Annotated in this window: 24 protein-coding genes and 1 pseudogene; 11 read left to right on the top strand and 14 right to left on the bottom strand. The window is 60.8% G+C overall.

What is annotated here, in order from left to right; translation table 11 throughout:
- Nucleotides 1–101 precede the first annotated feature (101 nt).
- Nucleotides 102–740, top strand: a complete 639-nt coding sequence (locus ACOI7Z_RS21795; RefSeq protein WP_044523813.1) for a TetR/AcrR family transcriptional regulator — start codon at nucleotides 102–104, stop codon at nucleotides 738–740.
- Nucleotides 741–757: 17 nt separating this feature from the next.
- Here the strand turns inward: ACOI7Z_RS21795 and fumD are convergent, their stop codons facing one another.
- Both fumD and ACOI7Z_RS21785 read right to left on the bottom strand, forming a co-directional pair.
- The gene (gene fumD / locus ACOI7Z_RS21790) at nucleotides 758–970 is read right to left on the bottom strand and encodes a fumarate hydratase FumD (RefSeq protein WP_004203074.1); all 213 of its coding nucleotides are present in this window, start codon (nucleotides 968–970) and stop codon (nucleotides 758–760) included.
- A gap of 236 nt (nucleotides 971–1,206) precedes the next feature.
- On the bottom strand, nucleotides 1,207–1,338 hold the full coding sequence (locus tag ACOI7Z_RS21785) for a hypothetical protein (protein ID WP_032428887.1): 132 nt from the start codon (nucleotides 1,336–1,338) through the stop codon (nucleotides 1,207–1,209).
- Here ACOI7Z_RS21785 and ACOI7Z_RS21780 point away from each other — a divergent pair.
- From ACOI7Z_RS21780 to ACOI7Z_RS21770, 3 genes are all read left to right on the top strand, one after another.
- Complete coding sequence (locus ACOI7Z_RS21780) at nucleotides 1,283–1,468, top strand: hypothetical protein (protein ID WP_420702439.1); 186 nt, start codon at nucleotides 1,283–1,285, stop codon at nucleotides 1,466–1,468. The genes ACOI7Z_RS21785 and ACOI7Z_RS21780 overlap by 56 nt on opposite strands.
- A gap of 7 nt (nucleotides 1,469–1,475) precedes the next feature.
- Nucleotides 1,476–2,888, top strand: a complete 1,413-nt coding sequence (gene pykF / locus ACOI7Z_RS21775) for a pyruvate kinase PykF (RefSeq protein ID WP_023290071.1) — start codon at nucleotides 1,476–1,478, stop codon at nucleotides 2,886–2,888.
- A gap of 313 nt (nucleotides 2,889–3,201) precedes the next feature.
- Nucleotides 3,202–3,438 carry a major outer membrane lipoprotein gene (locus tag ACOI7Z_RS21770; RefSeq protein ID WP_002908860.1) on the top strand — a complete coding sequence of 79 codons (237 nt, stop codon included), beginning with the start codon at nucleotides 3,202–3,204 and terminating at the stop codon, nucleotides 3,436–3,438.
- A 61-nt stretch (nucleotides 3,439–3,499) separates the two neighbouring features.
- Here ACOI7Z_RS21770 and ldtE read toward each other — a convergent pair whose 3' ends face one another.
- The 8 genes from ldtE to ACOI7Z_RS21730 form a co-directional block, all read right to left on the bottom strand.
- Entirely contained in the window at nucleotides 3,500–4,486 is a 987-nt protein-coding gene (gene ldtE / locus ACOI7Z_RS21765) for a L,D-transpeptidase LdtE (protein ID WP_023290072.1), read from the bottom strand.
- A gap of 99 nt (nucleotides 4,487–4,585) precedes the next feature.
- Nucleotides 4,586–5,002 (bottom strand): cysteine desulfuration protein SufE, encoded by a 417-nt coding sequence (gene sufE, locus ACOI7Z_RS21760; protein ID WP_048297729.1) that lies wholly within the window; start codon nucleotides 5,000–5,002, stop codon nucleotides 4,586–4,588.
- Between the two features lie 11 nt (nucleotides 5,003–5,013).
- Nucleotides 5,014–6,234 carry a cysteine desulfurase SufS gene (gene sufS / locus ACOI7Z_RS21755; RefSeq protein WP_044523815.1) on the bottom strand — a complete coding sequence of 407 codons (1,221 nt, stop codon included), beginning with the start codon at nucleotides 6,232–6,234 and terminating at the stop codon, nucleotides 5,014–5,016.
- Nucleotides 6,231–7,505 (bottom strand): Fe-S cluster assembly protein SufD, encoded by a 1,275-nt coding sequence (gene sufD, locus ACOI7Z_RS21750; protein WP_087849322.1) that lies wholly within the window; start codon nucleotides 7,503–7,505, stop codon nucleotides 6,231–6,233. Before sufD ends, sufS begins: the two co-directional genes overlap by 4 nt.
- Nucleotides 7,480–8,226, bottom strand: a complete 747-nt coding sequence (gene sufC, locus ACOI7Z_RS21745; protein ID WP_032453238.1) for a Fe-S cluster assembly ATPase SufC — start codon at nucleotides 8,224–8,226, stop codon at nucleotides 7,480–7,482. The genes sufD and sufC overlap by 26 nt, the downstream gene beginning before the upstream one ends.
- A gap of 16 nt (nucleotides 8,227–8,242) precedes the next feature.
- Complete coding sequence (sufB, locus tag ACOI7Z_RS21740) at nucleotides 8,243–9,730, bottom strand: Fe-S cluster assembly protein SufB (RefSeq protein WP_023290077.1); 1,488 nt, start codon at nucleotides 9,728–9,730, stop codon at nucleotides 8,243–8,245.
- A gap of 2 nt (nucleotides 9,731–9,732) precedes the next feature.
- Nucleotides 9,733–10,110: a Fe-S cluster assembly scaffold SufA gene (sufA, locus tag ACOI7Z_RS21735; protein ID WP_004143232.1), complete on the bottom strand. Its 378-nt coding sequence runs from the start codon at nucleotides 10,108–10,110 to the stop codon at nucleotides 9,733–9,735.
- Nucleotides 10,111–10,589: 479 nt separating this feature from the next.
- The gene (locus tag ACOI7Z_RS21730) at nucleotides 10,590–10,787 is read right to left on the bottom strand and encodes a hypothetical protein (RefSeq protein ID WP_004203090.1); all 198 of its coding nucleotides are present in this window, start codon (nucleotides 10,785–10,787) and stop codon (nucleotides 10,590–10,592) included.
- Here ACOI7Z_RS21730 and ACOI7Z_RS21725 point away from each other — a divergent pair.
- Both ACOI7Z_RS21725 and lldD read left to right on the top strand, forming a co-directional pair.
- Nucleotides 10,786–10,875: pseudogene (locus ACOI7Z_RS21725) on the top strand (hypothetical protein); the annotation flags it as partial. The gene ACOI7Z_RS21730 and the pseudogene ACOI7Z_RS21725 overlap by 2 nt on opposite strands.
- A 290-nt stretch (nucleotides 10,876–11,165) precedes the next feature.
- Complete coding sequence (gene lldD, locus ACOI7Z_RS21720; RefSeq protein WP_087849323.1) at nucleotides 11,166–12,350, top strand: FMN-dependent L-lactate dehydrogenase LldD; 1,185 nt, start codon at nucleotides 11,166–11,168, stop codon at nucleotides 12,348–12,350.
- A gap of 49 nt (nucleotides 12,351–12,399) precedes the next feature.
- Here lldD and ACOI7Z_RS21715 read toward each other — a convergent pair whose 3' ends face one another.
- The 4 genes from ACOI7Z_RS21715 to ACOI7Z_RS21700 form a co-directional block, all read right to left on the bottom strand.
- A complete protein-coding gene (locus tag ACOI7Z_RS21715; RefSeq protein ID WP_087849324.1) occupies nucleotides 12,400–15,501 on the bottom strand; it encodes an efflux RND transporter permease subunit in 3,102 nt (1,033 codons plus the stop codon).
- Nucleotides 15,498–16,607: an efflux RND transporter periplasmic adaptor subunit gene (locus ACOI7Z_RS21710; protein WP_087849325.1), complete on the bottom strand. Its 1,110-nt coding sequence runs from the start codon at nucleotides 16,605–16,607 to the stop codon at nucleotides 15,498–15,500. Before ACOI7Z_RS21710 ends, ACOI7Z_RS21715 begins: the two co-directional genes overlap by 4 nt.
- A 74-nt stretch (nucleotides 16,608–16,681) precedes the next feature.
- Nucleotides 16,682–17,296: a TetR/AcrR family transcriptional regulator gene (locus ACOI7Z_RS21705; RefSeq protein WP_032453245.1), complete on the bottom strand. Its 615-nt coding sequence runs from the start codon at nucleotides 17,294–17,296 to the stop codon at nucleotides 16,682–16,684.
- Nucleotides 17,297–17,393: 97 nt separating this feature from the next.
- The gene (locus ACOI7Z_RS21700) at nucleotides 17,394–18,389 is read right to left on the bottom strand and encodes an NAD-dependent epimerase/dehydratase family protein (protein WP_087849326.1); all 996 of its coding nucleotides are present in this window, start codon (nucleotides 18,387–18,389) and stop codon (nucleotides 17,394–17,396) included.
- Nucleotides 18,390–18,485: 96 nt separating this feature from the next.
- Here ACOI7Z_RS21700 and ACOI7Z_RS21695 point away from each other — a divergent pair, with 96 nt between their 5' ends.
- From ACOI7Z_RS21695 to ACOI7Z_RS21675, 5 genes are all read left to right on the top strand, one after another.
- On the top strand, nucleotides 18,486–19,397 hold the full coding sequence (locus tag ACOI7Z_RS21695; RefSeq protein WP_065881311.1) for a LysR family transcriptional regulator: 912 nt from the start codon (nucleotides 18,486–18,488) through the stop codon (nucleotides 19,395–19,397).
- A 157-nt stretch (nucleotides 19,398–19,554) separates the two neighbouring features.
- Nucleotides 19,555–20,553, top strand: coding sequence for an ABC transporter substrate-binding protein (locus ACOI7Z_RS21690; RefSeq protein ID WP_065881309.1), 999 nt, complete (start codon nucleotides 19,555–19,557; stop codon nucleotides 20,551–20,553).
- Nucleotides 20,553–21,590 (top strand): FecCD family ABC transporter permease, encoded by a 1,038-nt coding sequence (locus ACOI7Z_RS21685; RefSeq protein ID WP_032453250.1) that lies wholly within the window; start codon nucleotides 20,553–20,555, stop codon nucleotides 21,588–21,590. The genes ACOI7Z_RS21690 and ACOI7Z_RS21685 overlap by 1 nt, the downstream gene beginning before the upstream one ends.
- On the top strand, nucleotides 21,590–22,351 hold the full coding sequence (locus ACOI7Z_RS21680) for an ABC transporter ATP-binding protein (protein WP_087849327.1): 762 nt from the start codon (nucleotides 21,590–21,592) through the stop codon (nucleotides 22,349–22,351). Before ACOI7Z_RS21685 ends, ACOI7Z_RS21680 begins: the two co-directional genes overlap by 1 nt.
- A gap of 11 nt (nucleotides 22,352–22,362) precedes the next feature.
- Entirely contained in the window at nucleotides 22,363–23,595 is a 1,233-nt protein-coding gene (locus tag ACOI7Z_RS21675; RefSeq protein ID WP_032453255.1) for an MFS transporter, read from the top strand.
- Nucleotides 23,596–23,606 lie beyond the last annotated feature (11 nt).

Genomic DNA, 23,606 nt, shown 5'->3' with positions numbered 1-23,606 from the left:
TGAGCCTTGAATATGTATCATTTGGTTCATTTGCGCCATACCAGGTTGCTAAATTGTGATCATTATGTGTATTTTTTGTCACCCAAGAAAAAGGAGTTGCCATGACCGCCGTTGCTCATGATGAAGCACAATCTCTGAAGGAGCGGATCTTCAGCGCCGCTATCGCCGTCTTTGCCGAACACGGGCTGTCAGGCGCCCGCATGGAGCAGATCGCCACCGAGGCGCAGACCACCAAGCGCATGGTGGTCTACTACTTCAAAAGCAAAGAGCAGCTCTATCAGGAGGTGCTGCAGCATGTGTATGCGCGGATCCGCGAAACCGAGCAGCAGCTGGGGCTGGAGAATGTACCGCCGGTAGAGGCGCTGGTGCGGCTGGTGCGCTGGAGCGTGCGCTATCACGCCACCCACGCGGACTATATGCGGGTGATTTGCATGGAGAACATGCAGCGCGGCAAGTGGCTGAAGACCTCGGGAGAGCTGAAGCCGCTGAATCGTACCGCCCTGTCGATTCTGGAAGACATTTTGCAGCGCGGCCAGCAGCAGGGGGTCTTTCAGACGGGGCTGGAAGCGCGCGATGTTCACCGGTTAATCAGCAGCTTTAGCTTTTATCAGGTGTCGAATTTCTACACCTTCAGCAGTCTGTACCTTGACGATCCGCTGCCCGCCATTGACGATGAAGCGATGGTGGCCCACCACTGCGACATTGCCGTCCGGGCGGTGGTCCGCTTCGTGATTTCCTGACCCGCCGGCGAAAGGCGTCAGTGTCCGGAGAGGGCGTGAATGACCTTCGCCATTGCCTCCTCGGTGAGCGGTGAACGCTGGATTTTGCTGTTCGCCAGCGAGGTGCGCAGAACGCCGGCGATGACAATGTGTTTCGGCTCCTGGCCAAGGTCACGCATCTCCAGCACCACTTTGCCCACCACGCGGCACATTTCCTGGTACAGCTCGTCGTCTTTCGCTTTATTTCCCATTGAGTCTGGCTCGCATTTTCTCATTATCAATCAAATCATTATTGATAGATTTTTCCGGCAACGCAAATCATCCTCCCGTTACCGGGTCAATGGCGCATTTTACCGCCTCATAACGGGAGAAAATTCCCTTTCCGCCGCCCCTTTTCATCCCGCCTGTTGAAAAAATGTGTTGCATAGTTTTATGCATAACGTGCCGGTTTTGTTACGCGTTTTGTCCATAATTTGAAACGAGGTTTTTATTTTCCTTTTTGATTTCGCCAGCGTATAATGCGCTTCGATTCTTTCTTGAATGGTTTCAGCGCATTGGACTGCATGATAAAACGCATAACACCTTGCCACATTTCATGGGCTGAACCGCCAGCACACATTCTTCTGCACGCTTCGGAGTTGTCACCTATCCTTAGGGCGTGGCTTAGCAACTTTCGTAATACAGGTTTGGCTCCCCGGCAGTGCGCCCGCGGAGCGAGAATTCCATATCCTTCACAACTTAAAGACTAAAACTGTCATGAAAAAGACCAAAATTGTTTGCACCATCGGTCCGAAAACCGAATCTGAAGAGATGCTGACCAAAATGCTGGAAGCCGGCATGAACGTGATGCGTCTGAACTTCTCCCACGGTGACTATGCGGAACACGGTCAGCGCATCCAGAACCTGCGCAATGTGATGAGCAAAACCGGTAAGAAAGCCGCTATTCTGCTGGACACCAAAGGACCGGAAATTCGTACCATCAAGCTGGAAGGCGGCAACGACGTCTCCCTGAAAGCGGGCCAGACTTTCACCTTCACCACCGATAAATCGGTCATCGGCAACAGCGAAATCGTTGCGGTAACCTATGAAGGCTTCACCTCTGACCTGAGCGTCGGCAACACCGTTCTGGTGGACGATGGCCTGATCGGCATGGAAGTGACCGCTATCGAAGGCAACAAAGTTATCTGTAAAGTGCTGAACAACGGCGACCTTGGCGAGAACAAAGGCGTGAACCTGCCGGGCGTCTCTATCGCCCTGCCGGCGCTGGCGGAAAAAGACAAACAGGACCTGATCTTCGGTTGCGAACAGGGCGTGGACTTCGTCGCGGCCTCCTTCATCCGTAAGCGTTCCGACGTCGTCGAGATCCGTGAGCACCTGAAAGCCCACGGCGGCGAAAACATCCAGATCATCTCCAAAATCGAAAACCAGGAAGGCCTGAACAACTTCGACGAAATCCTCGAAGCCTCTGACGGCATCATGGTTGCTCGTGGCGACATGGGCGTTGAGATCCCGGTTGAAGAAGTGATCTTCGCGCAGAAAATGATCATCGAAAAATGTATCCGCGCGCGCAAAGTGGTTATCACCGCGACCCAGATGCTGGACTCCATGATCAAAAACCCACGTCCGACCCGCGCTGAAGCCGGCGACGTGGCCAACGCCATCCTCGACGGCACCGATGCGGTAATGCTGTCCGGCGAATCGGCGAAAGGTAAATACCCGCTGGAAGCGGTCACCATCATGGCGACCATCTGCGAACGTACCGACCGCGTCATGACCAGCCGTCTGGATTTCAACAACGACAACCGTAAACTGCGCATCACCGAAGCGGTGTGCCGCGGCGCGGTAGAAACCGCTGAGAAACTGGAAGCGCCGCTGATCGTGGTCGCCACCCAGGGCGGTAAATCCGCACGCGCTGTGCGTAAATACTTCCCGGATGCCACCATCCTGGCGCTGACCACCAACGAAACCACTGCTCGCCAGCTGGTGCTGAGCAAGGGCGTTGTGCCGCAGCTGGTGGAAGAGATTGCCTCTACGGATGATTTCTATCACCTGGGTAAAGATCTGGCGCTGAAGAGCGGCCTCGCGCGCAAAGGCGACGTGGTGGTGATGGTCTCTGGCGCATTAGTCCCGAGCGGCACCACTAATACCGCTTCCGTGCACGTGCTGTAATAATTTACAGGTTAATTGGTTTTTTTTTAATAAAGCGCCTCTCGGGGCGCTTTTTTTTATTCATCGACTAGCTCTTCCTATTAAAAATGCAAATCGGAATTTACTATTTAATAAGAGATTATCTAAGATGAATCCGATGGAAGCGCGCTGTTTTCACTCGCCTTTTTCAGCGATTTTGACCAATTCGATGCTTCTTTGAGCGAACGATCAAAAATAAGTGCGTTCAGGTAAAAAAAATATTCTCATCCCAAAAAAGTTTGTGTAATACTTGTAACGCTACATGGAGATTAACTCAATCTAGAGGGTATTAATAATGAATCGTACTAAACTGGTACTGGGCGCGGTAATCCTGGGTTCTACTCTGCTGGCTGGTTGCTCCAGCAATGCTAAAATCGATCAGCTGTCTTCTGACGTTCAGACTCTGAACGCTAAAGTTGACCAGCTGAGCAACGACGTGAACGCAATGCGTTCCGACGTTCAGGCTGCTAAAGACGACGCAGCTCGCGCTAACCAGCGTCTGGACAACCAGGCTCACTCTTACCGTAAGTAAGAGTTCTGGTAATAAAAATGGCGCACTCTGTGCGCCATTTTTTTTGCCCTCGCGCTGAGGGCTACTGGGTGAGCAGGCCGTTGTCAGACGAACTGTTCTGCGCCGACAGCGACGTCGCCGCGCTACCCGCCCCCGTCGATACCACCACCGGATAGCCCGCCCTTCTCGACATCGCTTTTTTCAGCTGCAGGTCATCCACCGCTTTATCCTCTGCGAAGGCGTGAAACGCCGCTGGCAGCGTGTAAGCGATGGTCCGGGTGTTTTCCCCTTCCGTCTGCGACAGCGGCCTGTGGACCTCTACGTAACGTTTACCATCCGGCTCGACGGCAAACTTCACCGGCTGATTGATAATCCGCACCGGCGTCCCGGTTTTCACCTGACTGAACAGCGCCTTGATGTCATCGGCGTTCATCCGCATACAGCCCGAGCTGACGCGCAGCCCAACGCTGTCCGGCGCGTTAGTCCCGTGGATGAGATATTCGCCGTTACCGTAGGCAAGACGCAGCGCATAGCGGCCCAGCGGGTTATTCGGCCCGGCCGGCACCACCGCCGGGAGCGTCACCCCTTTCTCCAGCGAGCGCGCGCGGATGCCGGCGGTGGGTGTCCAGGTCGGGTTAGGGATCTTCTGCCCGACGCGGGTGGTCATCTCCGGCGTTTCCAGCCCTAACTGGCCGATGCCCAGGGGATAAACCTGGACCTGATTCTCTCCCGGCGGGAAGTAGTACAGCCGCAGCTCCGCGAGGTTGACGACAATCCCCTCCCGCGGCACGTCGGGCAGCAGCATCTGAGAAGGGATCAGCACCTGGGTCCCGGGCTTCGGCTGCACCGGCGCGATGGTATCGTTGGCTTCAAGGATCAGCATCGCCGCGGTATCGAAATGGCGGGCAATCGCCTGCAGGTTGCGATCGCTCTCCTGAACCGTCCAGTACTGGTTCTGGCCAATCAGCCGGCTGTTGGCCGGAGGCAGCGGGTAATCGACGGCCCAGGCGGCCGGGGTGGCGCCAAGGGCGCCGAGAAGGGCTAAAGCGATCATCGTTTTGCGTTTCATACTGAGATTCCTTCTTTCGCTGATAAAACGCCAGGAGACTGAACGGCGGCAGGGGCAGCGCCCTGCCGGACGTAACAGAATGAAATCTACCTGTTTATTCTAGCTAATATTTGCGGCTTTCGCGCGTATCGCGCGGATCATGGCTTCGAGGCCCTGCGAGCGGGAGGGGGTAAGATGCTGGGTGAGGGCCATTTTTTCAAACCACGGGCGGACGTCGAACTCGGTGATGTCCTGGGCGGTCATCCGGTCATAAAGGATAAACACCACCGCAATCAGCCCTTTGACAATCGCCGCATCGCTGTCGCCGCGCAGGGTGACAACGCCGGAAGGCTCCTGCGCCATCACGATCCACACCTGGCTTTGACAGCCCTGAATAATGTTCTGCGGGCTGTGCTCCTCGGCGCTCAGCGGCGGCAGCCGCTGGCCCAGCTCAATGATATAGAGATACTTCTCTTCCCAGTTGGCGCAACGGCTAAAATTGCGCAACAGTTTGTCTTTGTCCGGTAATGCCGCCATCGTCACGTCCTTTACCCTAATAGTTTGTGGATCCGCTGGAGGCCGGCCACCAGGCGGTCCACCTCTTCCGTGGTATTGTACATCGCCAGCGACGCCCGACACATGGCCGGTACCTGATAGCGGGCCATCAGCGGCATGGCGCAGTGATGCCCGGTCCGCACGGCGATCCCGTAGTTATCGAGGAAGCTGCCGACGTCATAGGCGTGATGCTGGCCGAGGTTAAAGGCAATCACCCCTTTGCGCTGCGCCGGACCGTAGAGGATCAGATCCGGCACCGCGCGCAGGGCCTCCAGCGCGTAGCGCATCAGCGTCTGCTCGTATTCGGCGATCTGGGTCAGTCCCAGCTGGCTGACGTAGCTCAGCGCCGCGCCGAGGCCAATGATCCCCCCGGTATTCGGCGTGCCGGCCTCAAAGCGCCAGGGCGCCTGGTTCCAGGTGGTGCCCTCCGTCAGGCTGACGGTGGCGATCATCGACCCGCCCCCTTCCCATGGCGCCATTGTCTGCAGCAGCTCGGCCCGGGCGTAGAGCACGCCGATCCCGGTCGGGCCGTACAGTTTATGGCCGGAGAAGACATAAAAATCGCAGCCCAGCGCCTGAACGTCCACCGGGTGGTGCATCACCGCCTGGGCGCCGTCCACCAGCACTTTCGCGCCATGCTGATGCGCAAGGGCAATCAGCGCCGACAGCGGGTTTTCCGTCCCCAGCACGTTGGAGACTTCGGTTATCGCCAGCAGGCGGGTACGCTGGTCAAACAGCCCGGGAACCACGTCCAGCTGCAGGGTGCCGTCCGGGTTGAGGGGGATCACCCGCAGCTCAGCCCCTACCCTGGCGCAGAGCATCTGCCACGGTACGATGTTGGCGTGGTGCTCCATCTCGCTGATGATGATGTTATCCCCGGCGCCGACGTTGGCGTTTCCCCAGCTGTTGGCCACCAGGTTAATGCCCTCGGTGGTGCCGCGCACGAATACCAGCTCCTCCGCCGAGCCGGCGTTAAGGAAGATGGCCGCCTGCTGGCGCACCGCCTCCATCCGCGCGGTGGCTTCCGCGCTGAGGGTATGGATCCCACGATGCACCGCCGCGTAGCCGTGGCGATAGAATTCCGCTTCGGCGCCAATCACCGCCTCCGGTTTCTGGGCGCTGGCGGCGCTGTCAAGATAGACCAGCGGCTGGCCGTTGACCTCCCGGCTCAGTACCGGAAAATCGGCGCGAACCCGTTCTACTGAAAATGTCATGCTGTGCCTCCCGGCAAACGCTCTCCAATCCGCGCCAGCACCTGCTCTCTGAGCGCGTCGCTGCGGATAGCTTCGGTAAGCTCGGCGGCGAAGGCGTAGAGGATCATCTGCTGCGCCGCCTGCTGTTCAATCCCGCGCGAGCGCAGATAGAACAGCTGTTCTTCGTCAATGCGCCCTACCGTCGCCCCGTGGCTGCATTTCACGTCATCGGCGTAAATCTCCAGCTGCGGTTTGGTGTCGACCTCCGCCAGCCGCCCGAGCAGCAGATTGTTGTTGGTCATCTGGCCGTCGGTTTTCAGCGCATGCGGCGCGACGTTGATCAGCCCGTTAAACACCGCCCGGCCCTTATCGCTGACAATGGTTTTGTGCAGCTGGCGGCTGGTGCAGTACCCCACCTGGTGGTCCAGCCAGGTGCGGCTATCGCAGACCTCATTTTTCACCGGCATCGCCAGCGAGTTAAGACGCAGGTCGCTGTTTTCGCCGCCCAGACGCGTGCTGGTGTGATGACGCAGCACCTGACCGCCGAGCAGGAAACTGCTGCTGAAAGCCGAGGCGTCGCGGCCCAGCAGCAGGTCGTTATGGGCGAAGTGGTAGCTGTGCGCGTTCTCGAACGCCAGCTTGATGTGCTGCAGGCGCGCGTTGTCCGCCACCGTCATGGTCAGCCGCCCGCCGGTGAAGTGCGGTTGCTCATCAAGGCTAAGATAGTGCTCGACAATCGTCGCCTCCGCCCCGCTCTCCAGCGCCAGATGGTGACGATAGTGGGCGGTATTCAGCGCATCGCCAGCCAGGCCGCGGGTGATATGCATCAGCAGCAGCGGCTTATCCAGGCGGCGGTTGCGCGGCACGCGAAGGCGGGTCACCGTCTGCGCCAGGCTTTCGGTCAGATGGAGAAACACCTCCGGCTGGAGGGCATCCGGCAGATGCTGGCGCTGGTTATCGACACTGACCTCCACGCCACTGGCGGCGAGATCGTCGCTCAGCTCAGGATGATAGCGACCGTCGATAAACACCAGTCGCCAGGCGTCCAGCGGCAGCGCCAGCGCGTCACGCTGTTCGGCGCTGATCGACGCTCCCTCATCGGCGACGAAGCGGCCGTTAATCAGCGCGTCCAGCGGGGTGTATTTCCAGTCCTCCTGCTTGCGCGTCGGCAGACCCAGGCGCAACAGCTGCTGCAGATGCTGGCTGGCCTCCGGCGTACGCTGGTCGCCCTGCGCTTCAAACAGATGGTGCCACTGCTGCAGCGCATTACTGCTGTTCGGTAAGCCAGCCATAGCCCTGCTCCTCCAGCTGTTTGACGAGAGTGAAATCCCCCGACTTCACAATCCGCCCCTGATACAGCACATGGACATAGTCCGGCTTGATATAGTCAAGGATGCGCTGATAGTGAGTGACGATGATGAAGGCGCGTTTGCCGTCGCGCAGCGCGTTCACGCCCTGGGAGACGATTTTCAGGGCATCGATGTCGAGCCCGGAATCCGATTCATCGAGAATGCACAACTCCGGCTCAAGCACCGCCATCTGCAGAATGTCGTTGCGCTTTTTCTCGCCGCCGGAGAAACCCACGTTCACCGAACGGGTCAGCAGATCTTCCGGCATCTGCAGCAACCTGATTTTCTCTTCCATTAAATCCTGAAAGTCGAAGCGATCCAGCGGCTCCTGGCCGCGATAGCTGCGCACGGCATTCAGCGCGGTCTGCAGGAAGAACTGGTTGCTGACGCCGGGGATCTCCACCGGATACTGGAAGGCCATAAAGATGCCTTCCCCGGCGCGATCTTCCGGGGCGAGCTCCAGCAGGTTTTTGCCCTTAAATTCGACGCTGCCGCCGGTAACCTCGTAATCTTCGCGCCCGGCCAGGGTGGCCGAAAGCGTGCTTTTCCCCGAGCCGTTCGGCCCCATAATGGCGTGGACCTCCCCCGGACGCACCTCAAGGTTCAGCCCGCGCAGGATCGCTTTATCTTCGACGGCGACGTGTAAATCTTGAATACTTAACATCTTTTTTCCTTAATTATCAGCCGACGCTATGCTCAAGGCTAATGGCCAGCAATTTTTGCGCTTCGACGGCGAACTCCAGCGGCAGTTCGGAGAAGACGTCTTTACAGAAGCCGTTGACGATCATCGAGATGGCATCATCTTCGCTGATCCCGCGCTGCAGGCAGTAGAACAGCTGGTCCTCACCGATCCGCGAGGTGGTCGCTTCGTGCTCCAGCTGGGCGCTGTTGTTGCGACATTCCACATACGGGAAGGTATGCGCCCCGCAGTCCGGGCCGATCAGCATCGAATCGCACTGGGTGAAGTTGCGGGCGTTAGTCGCGGTCGGCATGATTTTGACCAGCCCGCGATAGCTGTTCTGGCTGTGTCCGGCGGAGATCCCTTTCGAGATAATGGTCGAGCGGGTGTTCTTGCCGATATGGATCATTTTGGTGCCGGTGTCCGCCTGCTGATGGCCGCTGGTCAGCGCCACCGAAAAGAATTCGCCGATTGAGTTATCGCCGCGCAGGATGCAGCTGGGGTATTTCCAGGTGATGGCCGAGCCGGTTTCCGACTGGGTCCATGACATTTTGCTGTTCTCCCCTTCGCATAGGGCGCGCTTGGTGACAAAGTTGAGGATCCCGCCGGTGTTGTTATCCCCCGGGAACCAGTTCTGCACCGTGGAGTATTTCACTTCCGCGTCTTTATGAATGATGACTTCCACCACCGCGGCGTGCAGCTGATAGCTGTCGCGCACCGGCGCCGAGCAGCCCTCAATGTAGCTGACGTAGCTGCCTTCATCGGCCACCAGAATGGTGCGTTCAAACTGGCCGGTCTTTTCGGCGTTGATGCGGAAATAGGTCGACAGCTCCATCGGACAGCGGACGCCCTTCGGCACATAGATAAAGGTGCCATCCGAAGCCACCGCGGCGTTCAGCGCGGCAAAGAAGTTGTCATTGCCCGGCACCACGGTCCCCAGATACTTTTTCACCAGTTCCGGATGGTCGTGGATCGCCTCGCCGAAAGAGCAGAAGATGATCCCCTGCTCCGCCAGCTTTTCACGGTAGGTGGTCGCCACCGACACCGAGTCGAAAATCGCGTCCACCGCCACCTCGCGCCCTTCGCGCACCGGCACGCCCAGCTGGTTAAAGGCTTCTTCCACCTCGCTGGTCAGGAAGGTGTTGGCCCCGGTCTGCTGCACCGCGCCGGGCTCGGAGGCGCAGGTCTCATCGCAGTTGCCGCAGGAGGGGGCGGAATAGTAGCTGTAATCCTGATAATTCAGCTTATCGTAATGCGCCTTCAGCCAGTGCGGCTCTTCCATCTCCAGCCACGCCCGGTAGGCATTGAGCCGGAACTCCAGCATCCACTGCGGCTCATTGCGACGGGCGGAGATGGCGCGAACCACCTCTTCATTAATGCCTTTGGCCAGCTCATCGGTCTGCAGGCGAGTGAAAAAGCCCTCTTTATAATTGAGTGGGCCGCCGGTCCAGGTTTTGACATCGTCTGTTGCTTCAGTATTACGCGACATAGTTACTCCGCCTGCACCCCAAAACTTTCGCCGCAGCCGCACTCGTGCTGCGCTTTCGGGTTATGAAATTTAAAGATTTCATTTAAACCTTCCCGGACGTAATCCAGCTCCGTGCCGTCAATGAACGGCATCGCCTGCAGCGGCGCAAACAGCTTCGCCCCGTCAGATTCAAAGAGCAGATCGTCTGGCGCCGGCTCGGCAATCATTTCGAGCACATAGCCAAAACCGGCGCAGCCGCTGGTTTTGATACCCAGCCGTAGCCCCTTTTTATCCGGCTGCTTACGCATCAGATCGCGAATATGCGCGGCAGCGGCCGGCGTCATGGTCAGTCCCTGCCAGCTGAAATCGGCGGGATTAAAGGTTCCTGCTTGTACTTCCATCGATAGACCTCCAGGTTGGCGCCATCAAGGCATACCGCCATGTTAGTGATAATGATTATCACTTCAACCCTTCTCCAGCAGGGGTATTGCCTCATTTAGCGCTTTTTATAAGCATAGACCCTTGCCCGGGGATTATCAGGGTACGCAAGTGGAACCTAATCATATGATTTATAATATGTTATTCTGATATTGTTCTGTTACCGCACGCAATGGCAAAGATGTATCGAAAATACCGATTTATGCGATAGCAGCAGACCACCTTCCTGATTCACCCTGGTGCAGAAACGGAAAAAGTGACGGCGTCACTAAGCAGCCAGCGCGCTGAACAGGCGCTGGTCTGCGAAATGAGAAAGCGTGAGAAGAAAGCGTCAAGGCGCGACGCTTTCGGCAGGGGCGGTCGCGGCCTGGCGGGGACGTGGCCGCGATCGGGGGGGATGTAAACCGCGATGAAACGGGTAGTCAGGAAGGCTATCGGTTGGCTAGGTCCCTTTTCTCACCAGGCGGGCGGCCTGGACAAAGACCTCATCCTCCACCCCATCCCCCTTCTGTCTGCCCAGCCGCACCAGTTCATCCACGATACTCCCCTGATTAATCTGCTTTTGGGTCGCCACTAAGCTAATGACCGCCGCGCCGATAGCCATGCCAATCAATGCCGTTTGTTCATCTTTATCTTTCATGGTGTCGCTCCGTCTGTCCTCCTCAGAAAGGCTAGCAAAAGATAGCCACTGCTCCATTTCAAATTCACTTTCTTTACGCTTGCTGGAAAAGTCAGGCGCCGCGCTGACCACGCTTCCTTGCTATGGCGATAGCGCATAACGCTATCGCACCACGTCGGGTCTTTTATTTGGCCGAATTCACGCTTCGCGGAAATAAATAAAAATAACGCGCGTGCCTGAGGCAAAAAAAAGAAATAACCCTTTAAGCGACGAATCCAGATTATTCCATTAGGGAATGGCTGAGATGCTAATATTTCATTTCCCCAACGATTTTAAGAAGCCTATAGTTTTTTTGCCTGCAGAACATCCACTTAGGTTAAAAGACGTAAGGATATAATTATGATTGTTTCAGCCCCCAGCGATTATCGCGAAGCCGCTCGTCGCCGTCTGCCCCGTTTCCTTTTTGACTATATTGACGGTGGCGCGGTGGCAGAAAATACCATGAACGCCAATGCCGCCGAGCTCGCCTCGGTCGCCCTTCGCCAGCGCGTGCTGTGCGGGGCGGGTGAACCGACGCTGGCCACCACCATCCTTGATGCCCCATGGGCGATGCCCGTGGCGCTGGGGCCGGTCGGCGCCACCGGCATGTATGCCCGCCGCGGCGAAGTCCAGGCGGCCCGCGCCGCCTCCCGCGCCGGGATCCCTTACACGCTGTCCACCGTGTCGGTCTGCTCCATTGAGGAGGTGGCGAGCCACGCCAGCGGCGCGCTCTGGTCCCAGCTGTACGTCCTGAAAGATCGCGGCTACATGCGTAACGCGCTGGAGCGCGCCTGGGCCGCCGGCATGAAAACCCTGGTATTCACTGTCGATATGCCGATCCCCGGCTCACGGTATCGGGACAACCGCTCAGGAATGTCCGGGCCGCACGCCACCTTGCGACAGTATCTTCAGGCCTGCACCCACCCGCGCTGGGCAATGAACGTCGGCCTGGCGGGCAGGCCTCTGTCGTTCGGTAATATCGAAGCCTATACCGGCCACAAAATGACCATGGACGACTATATGGGGTTCATCAGCAACAACTTCGACCCGTCCATCGCCTGGCACGATCTGGAGTGGATCCGCGACAGCTGGCCAGGAAAGCTGATCATCAAAGGGATCCTTGATGCCGAGGATGCGCGCAATGCCGTGCGGCTGGGCGCCGACGGCATTGTGGTCTCCAATCACGGCGGCAGACAGCTCGATGGCGCCATCCCCACCGCCCGGGCGCTGCCGCGGGTGGCGGAGGCGGTCGGCGACGATTTGACGGTCCTAGCCGACTCCGGAGTGCGCTCCGGCGTGGACGTTATTCGCCTGCTCGCCCTCGGCGCGAAGGGGGTCCTGCTTGGTCGGGCCTATATTTATGCCCTGGCCGCCGCGGGCGAAGCGGGCGTGGCGCACCTGCTGCGCTTATTTGCCGAGGATATGAAGGTCACCATGACCCTCACCGGCGCCACCTCCCCCTCGGCCATCAGCCTCGATTGCCTCGACCGGCTGGAAAAAGATCAACAGTGCAGCCGTGCGGTCCCGGTATCCCTATCTGCCTGACGCAGCCCGGGGCCGGGCCTGACCGCGTGCCTTGGCCCGGCAACCGAAATTACCCCTGCGGGTCCAGCGCCGGCCGTTGCGCTGCGTCAGCCGGGCGCTCCGGGAGGATGCGGAACCAGATCGCATACGTGGCCGGCAGGAAGATAAGGGTCATGATGGTTCCCCCCAGCGTCCCGCCAATCAGCGTATAGGCGAGCGTCCCCCAGAAAACCGAATGCGTCAGCGGAATGAACGCCAGGATCGCCGCCAGCGCGGTCAGCAGAACCGGGCGGGCTCGCTGCACCGTCGCCTCCACCACCGCGTGGAACGGATCGAGCCCCGCCTGCTGGTTATGGTGGATTTGACCAATCAGGATCAGCGTATTTCGCATCAGGATCCCCGACAGGGCGATCAGGCCCACAAGGGCATTGATGCCAAACGGCTGATTGAACAGCAGCAGCGTCGGCACCACGCCAATCAGCCCCAGCGGGGCGGTCAGGAAGACCATGACCATCGCCGACAGGGAGCGCACCTGCAGGATAATGATCAGCAGCGTGAGGGCGATCATGATCGGAAATAACGGCACCATCGCCCGGGTGGCTTTGCCGGACTCCTCGATTGACCCCGCCGTCTCGATGCGATACCCCGGCGGCAGGGAGTCGATAATGGGCTGCAGCGACGTCATCAGCGTGGTGGAGACATCCGGCGGCTGCAGGTTATCCGCGACATCGCCCCGGACGGTAATGGTCGGCGTGCGGTCGCGACGACGCAGCAGGGGTTCTTCCATCCTGATCTCGACTTCACCGATCTGCGACAAGGGAACTCGCTGCCCGTCGCTGCCCACCAGGGTGAAATCGGCGATTTTCGCCGGATCCAGACGGATATCCCCCGCCGCGCGGCCGATGACCTGCACGGCGCGAATATCTTCCCGGACGGTGGTGATGGGGATCCCTGACAGCAGGAACTGCAGCTGCCGGGCGACGGCCTGGGAGCTGAGCCCACTCGCCTGCAGCCGGTCCTGATTGAGGCTGAAATGCATCACCGGCACGCGCGAACCCCAGTCGCTATTGACGGTGCGCATCAGCGGACTGGCCTGCAGCACCGATTTCACCCGATCGGCGATGTCGCGCAGGGTATGCGGATCGGGCCCCATCACCCGCCAGGCGACCGGATACGGCGAATAAGGACCAAAAACCAGCTGCGTGACGCGCACCCGCGCCTGCGGCGCCAGGCCATTGGCCACCGCCTCCCGCAGCCGCAGCTTAAGCGCCTCGCGAGAGGCCGGGCCGTCGGTCAATACCACCAGTTTGGCAAAGGAGGGGTCCGGCAACTCCGGGGCCATCGCCAGGTAAAAGCGCGGCGCGCCCTGGCCGATATAGCTGGTGACAATCTTCGCCTCCGGCTGCTGCTGCAGCCAGCGCTCAATATTCGCCGTCGCGGCGCTGGTCTGAATAATCGACGACCCGTAAGGCATCTGCACCTCAACCAGCACTTCCGGGCGATCGGAGGTGGGGAAAAACTGCTTTTTCACCACGCTCATTCCCAGTAACGCCACCATAAACAGCACCACCACCCCGGCGGCCACGCGCCATTTGCGGGCGATAACCCGGGTCAGCAGCCGGCGAAAGCGCTGATAGCGTGGGGTGTCGTACAGCGCGGCGTGGCCCGCCGCCGCGGACTTCCTCTCCGGCAGCAGGTGCACGCCCAGCCAGGGGGTAAAAATCACCGCCACAATCCAGGAGGCAATTAGCGCGATACCGACGATCCAGAACACATTGCTGGCATACTCCCCGGCGGTGGATTGCGCAAACCCGTTGGGCATAAAGCCCACCGCCGTCACCAGGGTGCCGGCCAGCATCGGCGCCGCGGTATGGCTCCAGGCATAAGCCGAGGCTTTGAGGCGGTCGTACCCCTCCTCCATTTTGACCACCATCATTTCGATGGCGATAATGGCATCATCCACCAGCAGCCCCAGGGCGAGGATCAGCGACCCGAGGGTGATGCGGTCGAAGTTTTTGCCGGTGGCCGCCATCACCACAAACACTACGGCCAGGGTGAGCGGCACCGCCGCCGCGACCACCACCCCCACGCGCCATCCCATGCTGACAAAGCACACCGCCATCACCACCAGCAGGGCGACAAAAAATTTGATCATGAACTCATCGACCGCGGCGCTGATATTCACCGACTGATCGGTCACTTTCGTCAACGACATGCCGAGCGGCAGGCTCTGATTGATGCTGGCCGTTTCGGCGTCCAGCGCTTTCCCCAGCGCCAGTCCATTCCAGCCCTCGCGCATCACCACGCCGAGCAGCAGCGCTGGTTCGCCCTGATTGCGGATCAGGAAGGTGGCGGGATCTTCATACCCCCGCTCAACCGTGGCGACATCGGCGAGCTTCAGCGTTCTGCCCCCGGCAATTATCGGCGTGTCGCGGATCTGCTGCAGGCGGTCGAACGCCCCGTCGAGGCGGATAAAGATCTGCCCGCCGCGGGTCTCGATAGCCCCGGCCGCGGTCAGCACATTCTGACTGTTCAGCGCGGCAAAAATCGCCTCCGGCGAGAGCCCCAGGGTGGCGAGACGGTCATGAGAAAACGAGAGATAAATGCGCTCCGCCTGTTCGCCGAGAATATTCACTTTTTTCACCCCGGGAACATGCAGCAGCTGCTGGCGCAGGGTTTCGGCGTCACGCACCAGCTGCCGGGGCGGCTCTCCCCGCGCCTTCAGCGCAAAAAGGGCAAAGGTGACATCGGCGAATTCGTCATTCATCATCGGACCGGAGACGCCGGCAGGCAGGTTTTTCGCCTCATCGCCCAGCTTCTTGCGCGCCTGATAAAACTGCTCCGGCACCTCGGAAGGCGGGGTCTGATCCTGCAGCGATAAGGTGATTAGCGCCATCCCGGGGCGGGTATAGGTCTCGGTGCGATCGTACCACTTCAGCTCCTGGAGCCGTTTCTCCAGCGGCTCGGCGACCTGATCCTGCATCTCCTGCGCGGTGGCGCCCGGCCAGACGGTGATGACCGTCATTTGCTTGACCGTGAAGGGCGGATCTTCCGCCCGCCCGAGCCCGAAGAAGGCCACCAGCCCGGCGACCGAAATAAGGATAATCAAAAACAGGGTCACCGACCGCTCGCGGACGGCCAGCGCGGAGAGATTAAAACGTCCGTCGCTCATGGCTGGCTCCCGGCGGCAGTATGCTCGCGTCGTTCCGCCAGCCGCACCGTCTCGCCCTGGTGCAGAAGATGGGCGCCCAGAGCGACGATCGGCTCCCCGGGCTTCAGCGGACCGGTCACCCGCGCCGTTTCATCATTCAGGCCGATCACCGTCACCGGTTGCCAGGAGACGGTGGCCGGGCGGGAGGCAACGCGCCAGACGCCAGGGCCGTTGCCCGGATCGTAGACCGACGCCAGGGGCACCTCCAGCACCTCGCCTGGCCCCTGGTCGTTGCCGATGCGCAGGGTTACGGTAGACCCCAGCGGGGCGTTCGCCAGCGCGCCGTTCAGCACATAGCGCGCTTCAAAGGTGCGAGTGGCGGCGTCAGCCGCGTCCGAAAGCAGGCGCAGGGTTGCGGTGACCGGCTGAGATTCGCTGCCATAGCGTGTCGCCAGCGCCTCGCTGCCGACCGCCGGGCGCAGCGTCTCCGGAAGCTGCACCCGCGCTTCGCGCTGCCCCGCCCGGGCCAGGCGGATCACCACCTGCCCGGCGCTGACCACCTGCCCCGGCTCGGCGAGCGTATCCACCACCACGCCGTCAGCATCCGCCAGCAGTCCAGCATAGCCGGTGGCGTTTTGCGCCACGTTTGCCTGCGCCTGGGCCGCGCTGAGGTCGGCTCTCGCCGCCTCTGCCGCCGCGTTGATCTGATCGAACTCCGCCGCCGAGACGGCGCCGCTGGCCACCAGGCCGCGATAGCGGGCCAGATCGTTAGCCGCCTTTTTGGCTCGTGCCCGCGCGGCGTCGACCGCCCGCTGTTGGGACTGCGCCTGCAGGGCAAGATCGGCCGGATCCAGGCGCAACAGCAGTTGACCGCGCCGGACGCTCTGCCCGGTCTCTACCAGCCGCTCAAGGACTTTTCCCGCCACCCTGAAGCCGAGGTCGCTTTGGGTACGAGCTACCACCACGCCGGTAAAGGCCCGCGAGCTGGCCTCCGCGCGCTCAACGGTGGCCACCCGCACCAGCGGCGGCCGCGTGCGGGGATCGTCATGGTCGGCAGGTTCGCCGCAGCCCGTGAGGGCCAGCGGCAGGAGGCAGACGGCAAAATGGACGGCGTTGAGCCTGAGCATGGGTCACCTTAATGAAAAGACCGGTTGGTGAGCGCATTCTCAGACGAGTGACCAATAAAGTCAATAGTCACCAATCAGGGGGAGAGACTTCTCAGGATGAGGGAGGCAAGCAGCACCGCCGCGGTAGGCGCGGTGTCGAGATTGTATTGCAGCTGCACCGGGTTGATGAAAGGACACATCACCATATAGACCGCCAGGGTCGCCTCATCCAGCGGAGTTTTGCGCTCGAACTCGCCCGCCTGGCGGCCTTCGACAAGAATTTGACCAATCAGCTGCTGCAGATGACCGGCGTACTGCTCCGTTGATGGCCATTTATCGCGCGCCGCGACGGCAGCGATATCGTACAGTTTGCGATCCTCGAAAAACAGTTCACTGCCGGCCTCGGTCAGCGCCCGGAAGAGGCGGCGCAGCTTTTCGCTGGCGGAGGGGGCATCGGCGATGGCCTCGCTGACGGCCACCATGATCTTCTCCAGCCGGCTGGCGCAGATTGCCTCGCCAATCGCCTGCTTGGAGTCGAAAAACTTATAGATATAGGCTTTGGAAAAGCCTATTGCTTTGGCGAGATCGGTGACCGTGGTCTTTTCATAGCCATAGCGACTAAAGTGCGCCATGGCCGCGTCAAGAATCTGGTCGCGAACGCTGTGGTCAAGGGGGCCACGGCTTGCTGGGGTGGGGGTATTTTTCGTCATCCGTTTAGCTTAATGCGATCGCTATCGTTTGACAACGAGTGACGTTATTATGATTTAGTCACAATAACGCCCCGTTCTGATCCTCTCTCTCGCCGCGTTACGCCTCACGCGCCTCATTATTTATCGCGCCGGCGGGCAGACAGCCCAGGCCTTGCAGCGTCATATGTACGGCACGATCGAGCGGGGTATGCGGCTCCGCGCCTAAAAAAGCCACCAGCTTATCGTTGCGCAGGCGTACCGGCAGACGCCAGAGATAGTGCATCTCGACCATTTCGCGCAGGGTGGCGTTGAAGGGCGCCGCCAGCTTCACCAGCCACCAGGGAAAGGACTTTACTACCGCCCTGCCGCCATAGCGGGTGACCACCCGCTGGATCGCCTGGCTCATTTCGCTGCCGTCCGGGTCCCAGTGGCCCTGCATATGGAAGCGGGCAAACGGCTCAAGCTCATGCCTGCGGGCCAGCAGCGCGGCGATGGTGGCGGCGACGTCGGGCAGCCAGGCCCACTGATGCCCCACGCCGATCGCCCCCGGGCGGCGAATGACGCCGGGAAGCTGACCGGGCTTGATCAGCCCCTGGGAAAACCAGCTATTCCCGGCGCGCGGCCCAAAAAAATCCCCCGCCCGGACAATCAACGCCCGGCCGCCGCGCTGCACGTAATCCTCCAGCGCCTGCTCCATCTCCACCCGGATGGCGCCTTTGCGGGTCACCGGCTGTTGTGCGGCCTCTTCCGCAATCAGCGGAAAGGCATCCGGTCCATAGTTATAGACCGTGCCGGGCAGGACAACTAACGCCCGCTGCTGTTCGGCGGCCTGCAGGGTGTTGCGCAGCATAGGCAGTACCTGCTGCCGCCAGTGCCTGTAGCCCGGCGGATTGACCGCATGGACGATCACGTCGCAACCGGCAGCCGCCGCCACCACCTGCCCGGCATCCAGCGCGTCGCCGGCTATCCACTGCATCCCCTCCTCGGGGCCGCGCACCTGGGCGCCGCGCTTCAGCGCCCGAACCTGCCAGTTGTCCGCCGCCAGCCGGCGGGCCACTTCCCCGCCGATGCCCCCGCTTGCTCCCAGAATAAGGACCTTGCCGCTGCTGTTCATCGTCTTTCCCAGTTCGCTAATGGATGCTTGACAGCCTACCTGCGGCTCATATCAAATGAAATTGCATATCATCATCGAGCGGCTATACATTTTTGTATGAATACCTCTATTCCCTGGGAGTGGTACCGAACCTTTCTCGCCGTCCTGCAGGAAGGCTCTTTATCGGGCGCATCGCGCACTTTGAACATCACCCAGCCGACGGCGGGGCGCCATATCGCCGGGCTGGAAGCCGCCCTCGGCCAGGCCTTATTTACCCGTTCGCAGACCGGCTTGCTGGCGACCGACGCGGCGCTGGCGCTGCGGGTGCACGCCGAGGCGATGGCCAACACCGCCCGGGCGCTGGCACGCACGGCGGCCAACTTTAGTCGCGACAGAACCGATCTGCGTGGCGTGGTGCGCGTGGCCGCCAGCGAGGTGGTCGGCGCCGAGGTGCTGCCGCCGCTGATTGCCCGGCTCAGGCAGGTCTGCCCGAATATTGTCATCGAACTGATGCTCTCCAATCGGTTTCAGGATCTGCTTCACCGGGAGGCGGATATCGCGGTGCGGATGGTCGCTCCGCAGCAGGAGCAGCTTATCGCGCGGCGTCTCGGCAGGATCGAACTCGGGCTGCATGCCGCCGATGCCTATCTGACCCGCCGGGGTCGGCCCGCTACGCCTGAGGAGCTTGACGGCCACGCGCTGATTGGTTTCGACAGCGCCACGCCCCTCGTTCGCCGGGCGCTTGAGCGCTACCCCCGTTTCCAGCGCGAGGCGTTCGCGATGCGCACCGATAGCGACCTCGCCCAGCTGAGCCTGATCCGCGCCGGGGCGGGGATCGGCATCTGCCAGGCGCCCCTTGCCGACGGCATCATTCCCCTGCGGCGAGTGCTGGCGGCCGACTTTTCTCTGTATCTCGAGACCTGGCTGGTGATGCATGAGGACCTGCGCCATAGCCCCGCCTGTAAGCGAGTATTTGATTTCCTCGCCGAAGGGTTGCAGGCGTATATTCGCGGCCCACTGGCGCGCTGAGCCACCCGCCTCGCGGGTAACTCCTTCCCTGCTGAAATAGTCACTCATTGACACTGTAAATACGGCATTGTATAAAACCCCGCCTCAATAATGAGTTTCATTTGCATTACTTCCATTTGCTGGTCATCCACTCGCCTGTTTACAAGGATAGCGTTTAATGAAGAAGGTCCTCTGCGCGTTAGGCTTGATGTTCACCGCCGTCAGTTCCGCGCTGGCAACAACCTACCCCCTGACGATTGAAAACTGTGGCTATCAGGAGACCTTCACCCGGCCGCCGGAGCGCGTGGTCGCGCTGGGGCAAAATACGGTCGAAATCCTGCTGCTGCTTGGGCTGCAAAAGCAGGTGGTGGCCAGCGCCTTCTGGCCGACCAGGGTATTACCGCAGCTGGCTGAGCAAAACGCGAAGATTAAAACCCTGACGGTGGAAATCCCGAGCCTGGAATCCGTACTGGCGCAAAATCCCGATTTCGTTCCCGCCCAGTTGCCGCTGCTGCTGGGGCCGGAAAGCAAAGTCGCCAAGCGTGAAGATCTCGCGACCGTCGGCGTGAACAGCTACGTGTCGCCGGGGATGTGCGCCACCAAAAAGGCTACCGGCGATATGTACGGCAGCCGGCAGAAGCTGTGGGACATGACCTGGCTGTATCAGGAAATTAGCGATTTTGCCCGCATTTTCAACGTGGAAGATCGTGGCCAGGCGCTGATCGCCGATTTCAAAAAACGTGAAGCCGACCTGCGTCTGGAGTTCGGTAAAAGCAAAAAAGATCTCTCCTTCGTCTTCTGGTTCTCCAGCGCCTCGCCGTCGGCCGATGCCTATGTCGGCGGCAAAAACAGCGCCTCCGGCTTTATCGCCAGCGTGCTGGGCGGACATAACGCCATTACCGCCGAAACCGAATGGCCCACGGTGAGCTGGGAGAGCATCATTGCCGCCAACCCGGACGTGATCGTGGTCTCAAGCCTGGATCGTAACCGCTGGGCGCTGGATAAGGCCGAGGAGAAGATCAAATTCCTCAAAAGCGATCCCGCCGTCAGCCAGCTGGAGGCAGTGAAAAAAGGCCATATCGTGGTGATGGACGGCCAGGCGATGAATCCGACCATCCGCACCCTCTACGGCGCGGAACAGGTGGGCGAACAGCTGAGAAAAATGGGGCTTAACTGATGAGCGTCGCCGTGCTTCAGACGCGCCGCAGCATGCTGCTCACCGGCTGGTGCGTCGTGGCAGTGTTCGTGCTGGCGCTGGTGATAGCGGTAGGCGTCAGCGTTGGCGAACTGCCCATCCCGCTGCACAACGTCTTTTACGCTATCAGCAATAAAACCGGCTTAACCGCGGTGCCTCTCAATCGTATCTACGAGAGCGTCATCTGGGACTTCCGCCTCAGCCGCGCCCTGGTCGCCGCCTGCTGCGGCGCCGGCCTGGCTATCTGCGGCGCCGTGCTGCAAAGCCTCCTGAAGAACGCCCTCGCGGAGCCCTACGTCCTCGGCGTCTCCGCCGGGGCCTCCACCGGCGCGGTATCAATCGTGGTGCTGGGCCTTGGCGCCGGGGCGATCTCCCTCTCCGCCGGGGCGTTTGCCGGAGCCTTCGCCGCCTTCGCCTTTGTCGCCTTTCTGACCAACGGCGCGCGCGGCGGCAATGAGCGCACCATCCTGGCGGGCGTCGCCGCCTCGCAGTTATTTAACGCTCTCACGGCCTACACCATCAGCACCTCCGCCAGCGCGCAGCAGGCGCGCGATGTGATGTTCTGGCTGCTGGGCAGCTTCAGCGGCGTCCGCTGGCCCGAATTCCAGCTGGTCCTGGTGGTGGTTCTCGCGGGCCTGGCGGTCTGCCTGTGGTATGCCCGGGCGCTGGACGCGTTCACCTTCGGCGACGATGCCGCCGCTTCGCTAGGCATTGCCGTGCCGCGCGTGCGCCTGATCCTCTTCACTACTGCGGCGGTGATCACCGCCACCATCGTCAGCATGGCCGGCTCGATCGGCTTTGTCGGCCTGGTGGTGCCCCACGTGATGCGCTTCTTCTTTGGCCCGTTGCACCGGACGTTGCTGATCGCCAGCGCGCTGGCGGGGGCGATCCTGATGGTGCTGGCGGACATTGCCTCGCGCCTGCTGATTGCCCCGCAAAGTCTGCCGGTCGGGGTGGTGACCGCTCTGGTTGGGGTGCCTTTCTTCGCCGTGATTATCTACCGCTCAAGGAATAAGTGATGAGTATTTGCGCTGAAAATATCACCTGGAAGGCAGGCAAAAAGGTCATCGTCAATACGGTCTCGCTGCGGGTGTCGCGCGGCGAAACGGTGGGACTGCTGGGGCCCAACGGCTGCGGCAAATCCTCGCTGCTGCGGGTTCTGGCGGGCCTGCGCCGCCCGGATGCGGGTCGCGTCACCCTCGACGGCCAGGACATCGCCAGGATGGCGAAAAAGCAGCTCGCCCGCCGGGTGGCGTTCGTCGAGCAACACGGCATGACCGAGGCCAATATGCGGGTGCGCGACGTCGTGCGCCTGGGGCGTATTCCTCATCACTCGCCGTTCTCAAACTGGAGCGCTCAGGATGACGAGGCGGTCACCGCCGCGCTGCAGCGGGTGGCGATGCTGGAGAAAAGCGACCAGGGATGGCTGAGCCTCTCCGGCGGCGAGCGGCAGCGGGTGCATATCGCCCGCGCCCTGGCGCAGAACCCGAGCGAGATCCTGCTGGATGAACCCACCAACCATCTGGATATTCACCATCAAATGCAGCTGATGCAGTTGATCAGCGAGCTGCCGGTGACCAGCATTGTGGCCATTCACGATCTTAATCATGCCGCGATGTTCTGCGATTCGCTGATCGTGATGCAGCAGGGGCAGATCCTCGCCAGCGGGACGCCGGAGGAGATTTTGTCCGAAGCGCTGCTGTGGGACGTTTTCCGGGTGAAAACCAAAATCGAGCTCTCCCCGTACCACGGTAAAAAGCACATTCATTTCATCGTTTAGGTTTGGCGTATATGCCTCTCTTCTCCCTGCGCCCTGCGGCGACCCTCTGGCCTCCCGTTTTACTGGGAAGCCAGTTCGTTTTTAATATTGGCTTTTATGCGGTCGTCCCTTTCCTTGCCCTCTTCCTGCGCGACGAGATGCTGCTCTCCGGCGGGCTTATCGGCCTGATCCTCGGGCTGCGCACCTTCTCCCAGCAGGGCATGTTTATCATCGGCGGGACGCTGGCCGACCGCTATGGCGCTAAGGCGATCATCCTCGCCGGCTGCGTGGTTCGCGTCGCCGGCTATCTGCTGCTGGCGTGCGGCACAACGCTGGAGCCTATTATCCTCGGCGCCTGCCTGACCGGCGTCGGTGGAGCGCTGTTTTCTCCGTCGATCGAGGCCCTGCTGGCGCGGACCGGTACCCACAGCCAGGCCAACGGAAAACGCAGCCGCGCCGAGTGGTTTGCGCTGTTTGCAGTGTGCGGTGAACTGGGGGCGGTTATCGGCCCGGTGGCCGGAGGGTTGCTGAGCGGGATCGGCTTTCGACATATCGCCCTCGCCGGCGCGGGGCTATTTCTTCTGGCGCTGCTGGTGCTCTTTTTCTGTCTGCCCGCCGACGGGCAGCGGACACAAACGCGCAGCCGGGTGCCGTGGTGGACCCCTTTGCGTCAGCCGCGCTTTGTCGCGTTTATTATCGCCTACAGCTCATGGCTGTTGAGCTATAACCAGCTGTATCTCGCCCTGCCGGTGGAGATCCAACGCGCCGGCGGCCGTGAGCAGGATCTGGCGCCGCTTTTTATGCTGGCCTCGCTATTGATTATTACCCTGCAGCTTCCTCTCGCCCGTTTCGCCCGACGTATTGGCGCCGTGCGCATTCTGCCGGTGGGCTTTCTGCTGCTGTCGGCTTCTTTTGTCAGCGTGGCGTTATTCGCCGCCTCGTCGCCCGCCGAAGGCTGGCTGCGATTATTGCCGTCGGCCTGCTTTGTCACGCTGCTCACCCTCGGCCAGATGCTGCTGGTGCCCTCAGCCAAGGATCTGATCCCGCTGTTCGCCGAGGAGTCGACGCTGGGCGCCCACTACGGGGCGCTTGCCACGGCGGGGGGTTGCGCGGTGTTAGCCGGGAATTTGCTGCTCGGCCATATGCTGGACCAGGCGCTCACCCCCTCGCCGCAGGCGGTCTATCCCTGGCTTCTGCTGGCGCTGTTTCCGTTGTGCAGCGCCGTGGCCCTGCGGGCGATCTGCCGCCCGCTGGCGGCAACCTGACGCTGAGCGGG

Source organism: Klebsiella sp. C283, from assembly GCF_048822555.1.
GTDB lineage: Bacteria > Pseudomonadota > Gammaproteobacteria > Enterobacterales > Enterobacteriaceae > Klebsiella > Klebsiella quasipneumoniae.
This window is presented reverse-complemented; position numbering and strand designations above follow the sequence as displayed.

Coding starts and splice junctions, on each gene's coding strand:
- ACOI7Z_RS21795 (WP_044523813.1), top strand. CDS start 102: ATGACCGCCGTTGCTCATGATGAAGCACAATCTCTGAAGGAGCGGATC.
- fumD (WP_004203074.1), bottom strand. CDS start 970: ATGGGAAATAAAGCGAAAGACGACGAGCTGTACCAGGAAATGTGCCGC.
- ACOI7Z_RS21780 (WP_420702439.1), top strand. CDS start 1,283: ATGATAAAACGCATAACACCTTGCCACATTTCATGGGCTGAACCGCCA.
- ACOI7Z_RS21785 (WP_032428887.1), bottom strand. CDS start 1,338: ATGTGTGCTGGCGGTTCAGCCCATGAAATGTGGCAAGGTGTTATGCGT.
- pykF (WP_023290071.1), top strand. CDS start 1,476: ATGAAAAAGACCAAAATTGTTTGCACCATCGGTCCGAAAACCGAATCT.
- ACOI7Z_RS21770 (WP_002908860.1), top strand. CDS start 3,202: ATGAATCGTACTAAACTGGTACTGGGCGCGGTAATCCTGGGTTCTACT.
- ldtE (WP_023290072.1), bottom strand. CDS start 4,486: ATGAAACGCAAAACGATGATCGCTTTAGCCCTTCTCGGCGCCCTTGGC.
- sufE (WP_048297729.1), bottom strand. CDS start 5,002: ATGGCGGCATTACCGGACAAAGACAAACTGTTGCGCAATTTTAGCCGT.
- sufS (WP_044523815.1), bottom strand. CDS start 6,234: ATGACATTTTCAGTAGAACGGGTTCGCGCCGATTTTCCGGTACTGAGC.
- sufD (WP_087849322.1), bottom strand. CDS start 7,505: ATGGCTGGCTTACCGAACAGCAGTAATGCGCTGCAGCAGTGGCACCAT.
- sufC (WP_032453238.1), bottom strand. CDS start 8,226: ATGTTAAGTATTCAAGATTTACACGTCGCCGTCGAAGATAAAGCGATC.
- sufB (WP_023290077.1), bottom strand. CDS start 9,730: ATGTCGCGTAATACTGAAGCAACAGACGATGTCAAAACCTGGACCGGC.
- sufA (WP_004143232.1), bottom strand. CDS start 10,110: ATGGAAGTACAAGCAGGAACCTTTAATCCCGCCGATTTCAGCTGGCAG.
- ACOI7Z_RS21730 (WP_004203090.1), bottom strand. CDS start 10,787: ATGAAAGATAAAGATGAACAAACGGCATTGATTGGCATGGCTATCGGC.
- lldD (WP_087849323.1), top strand. CDS start 11,166: ATGATTGTTTCAGCCCCCAGCGATTATCGCGAAGCCGCTCGTCGCCGT.
- ACOI7Z_RS21715 (WP_087849324.1), bottom strand. CDS start 15,501: ATGAGCGACGGACGTTTTAATCTCTCCGCGCTGGCCGTCCGCGAGCGG.
- ACOI7Z_RS21710 (WP_087849325.1), bottom strand. CDS start 16,607: ATGCTCAGGCTCAACGCCGTCCATTTTGCCGTCTGCCTCCTGCCGCTG.
- ACOI7Z_RS21705 (WP_032453245.1), bottom strand. CDS start 17,296: ATGACGAAAAATACCCCCACCCCAGCAAGCCGTGGCCCCCTTGACCAC.
- ACOI7Z_RS21700 (WP_087849326.1), bottom strand. CDS start 18,389: ATGAACAGCAGCGGCAAGGTCCTTATTCTGGGAGCAAGCGGGGGCATC.
- ACOI7Z_RS21695 (WP_065881311.1), top strand. CDS start 18,486: ATGAATACCTCTATTCCCTGGGAGTGGTACCGAACCTTTCTCGCCGTC.
- ACOI7Z_RS21690 (WP_065881309.1), top strand. CDS start 19,555: ATGAAGAAGGTCCTCTGCGCGTTAGGCTTGATGTTCACCGCCGTCAGT.
- ACOI7Z_RS21685 (WP_032453250.1), top strand. CDS start 20,553: ATGAGCGTCGCCGTGCTTCAGACGCGCCGCAGCATGCTGCTCACCGGC.
- ACOI7Z_RS21680 (WP_087849327.1), top strand. CDS start 21,590: ATGAGTATTTGCGCTGAAAATATCACCTGGAAGGCAGGCAAAAAGGTC.
- ACOI7Z_RS21675 (WP_032453255.1), top strand. CDS start 22,363: ATGCCTCTCTTCTCCCTGCGCCCTGCGGCGACCCTCTGGCCTCCCGTT.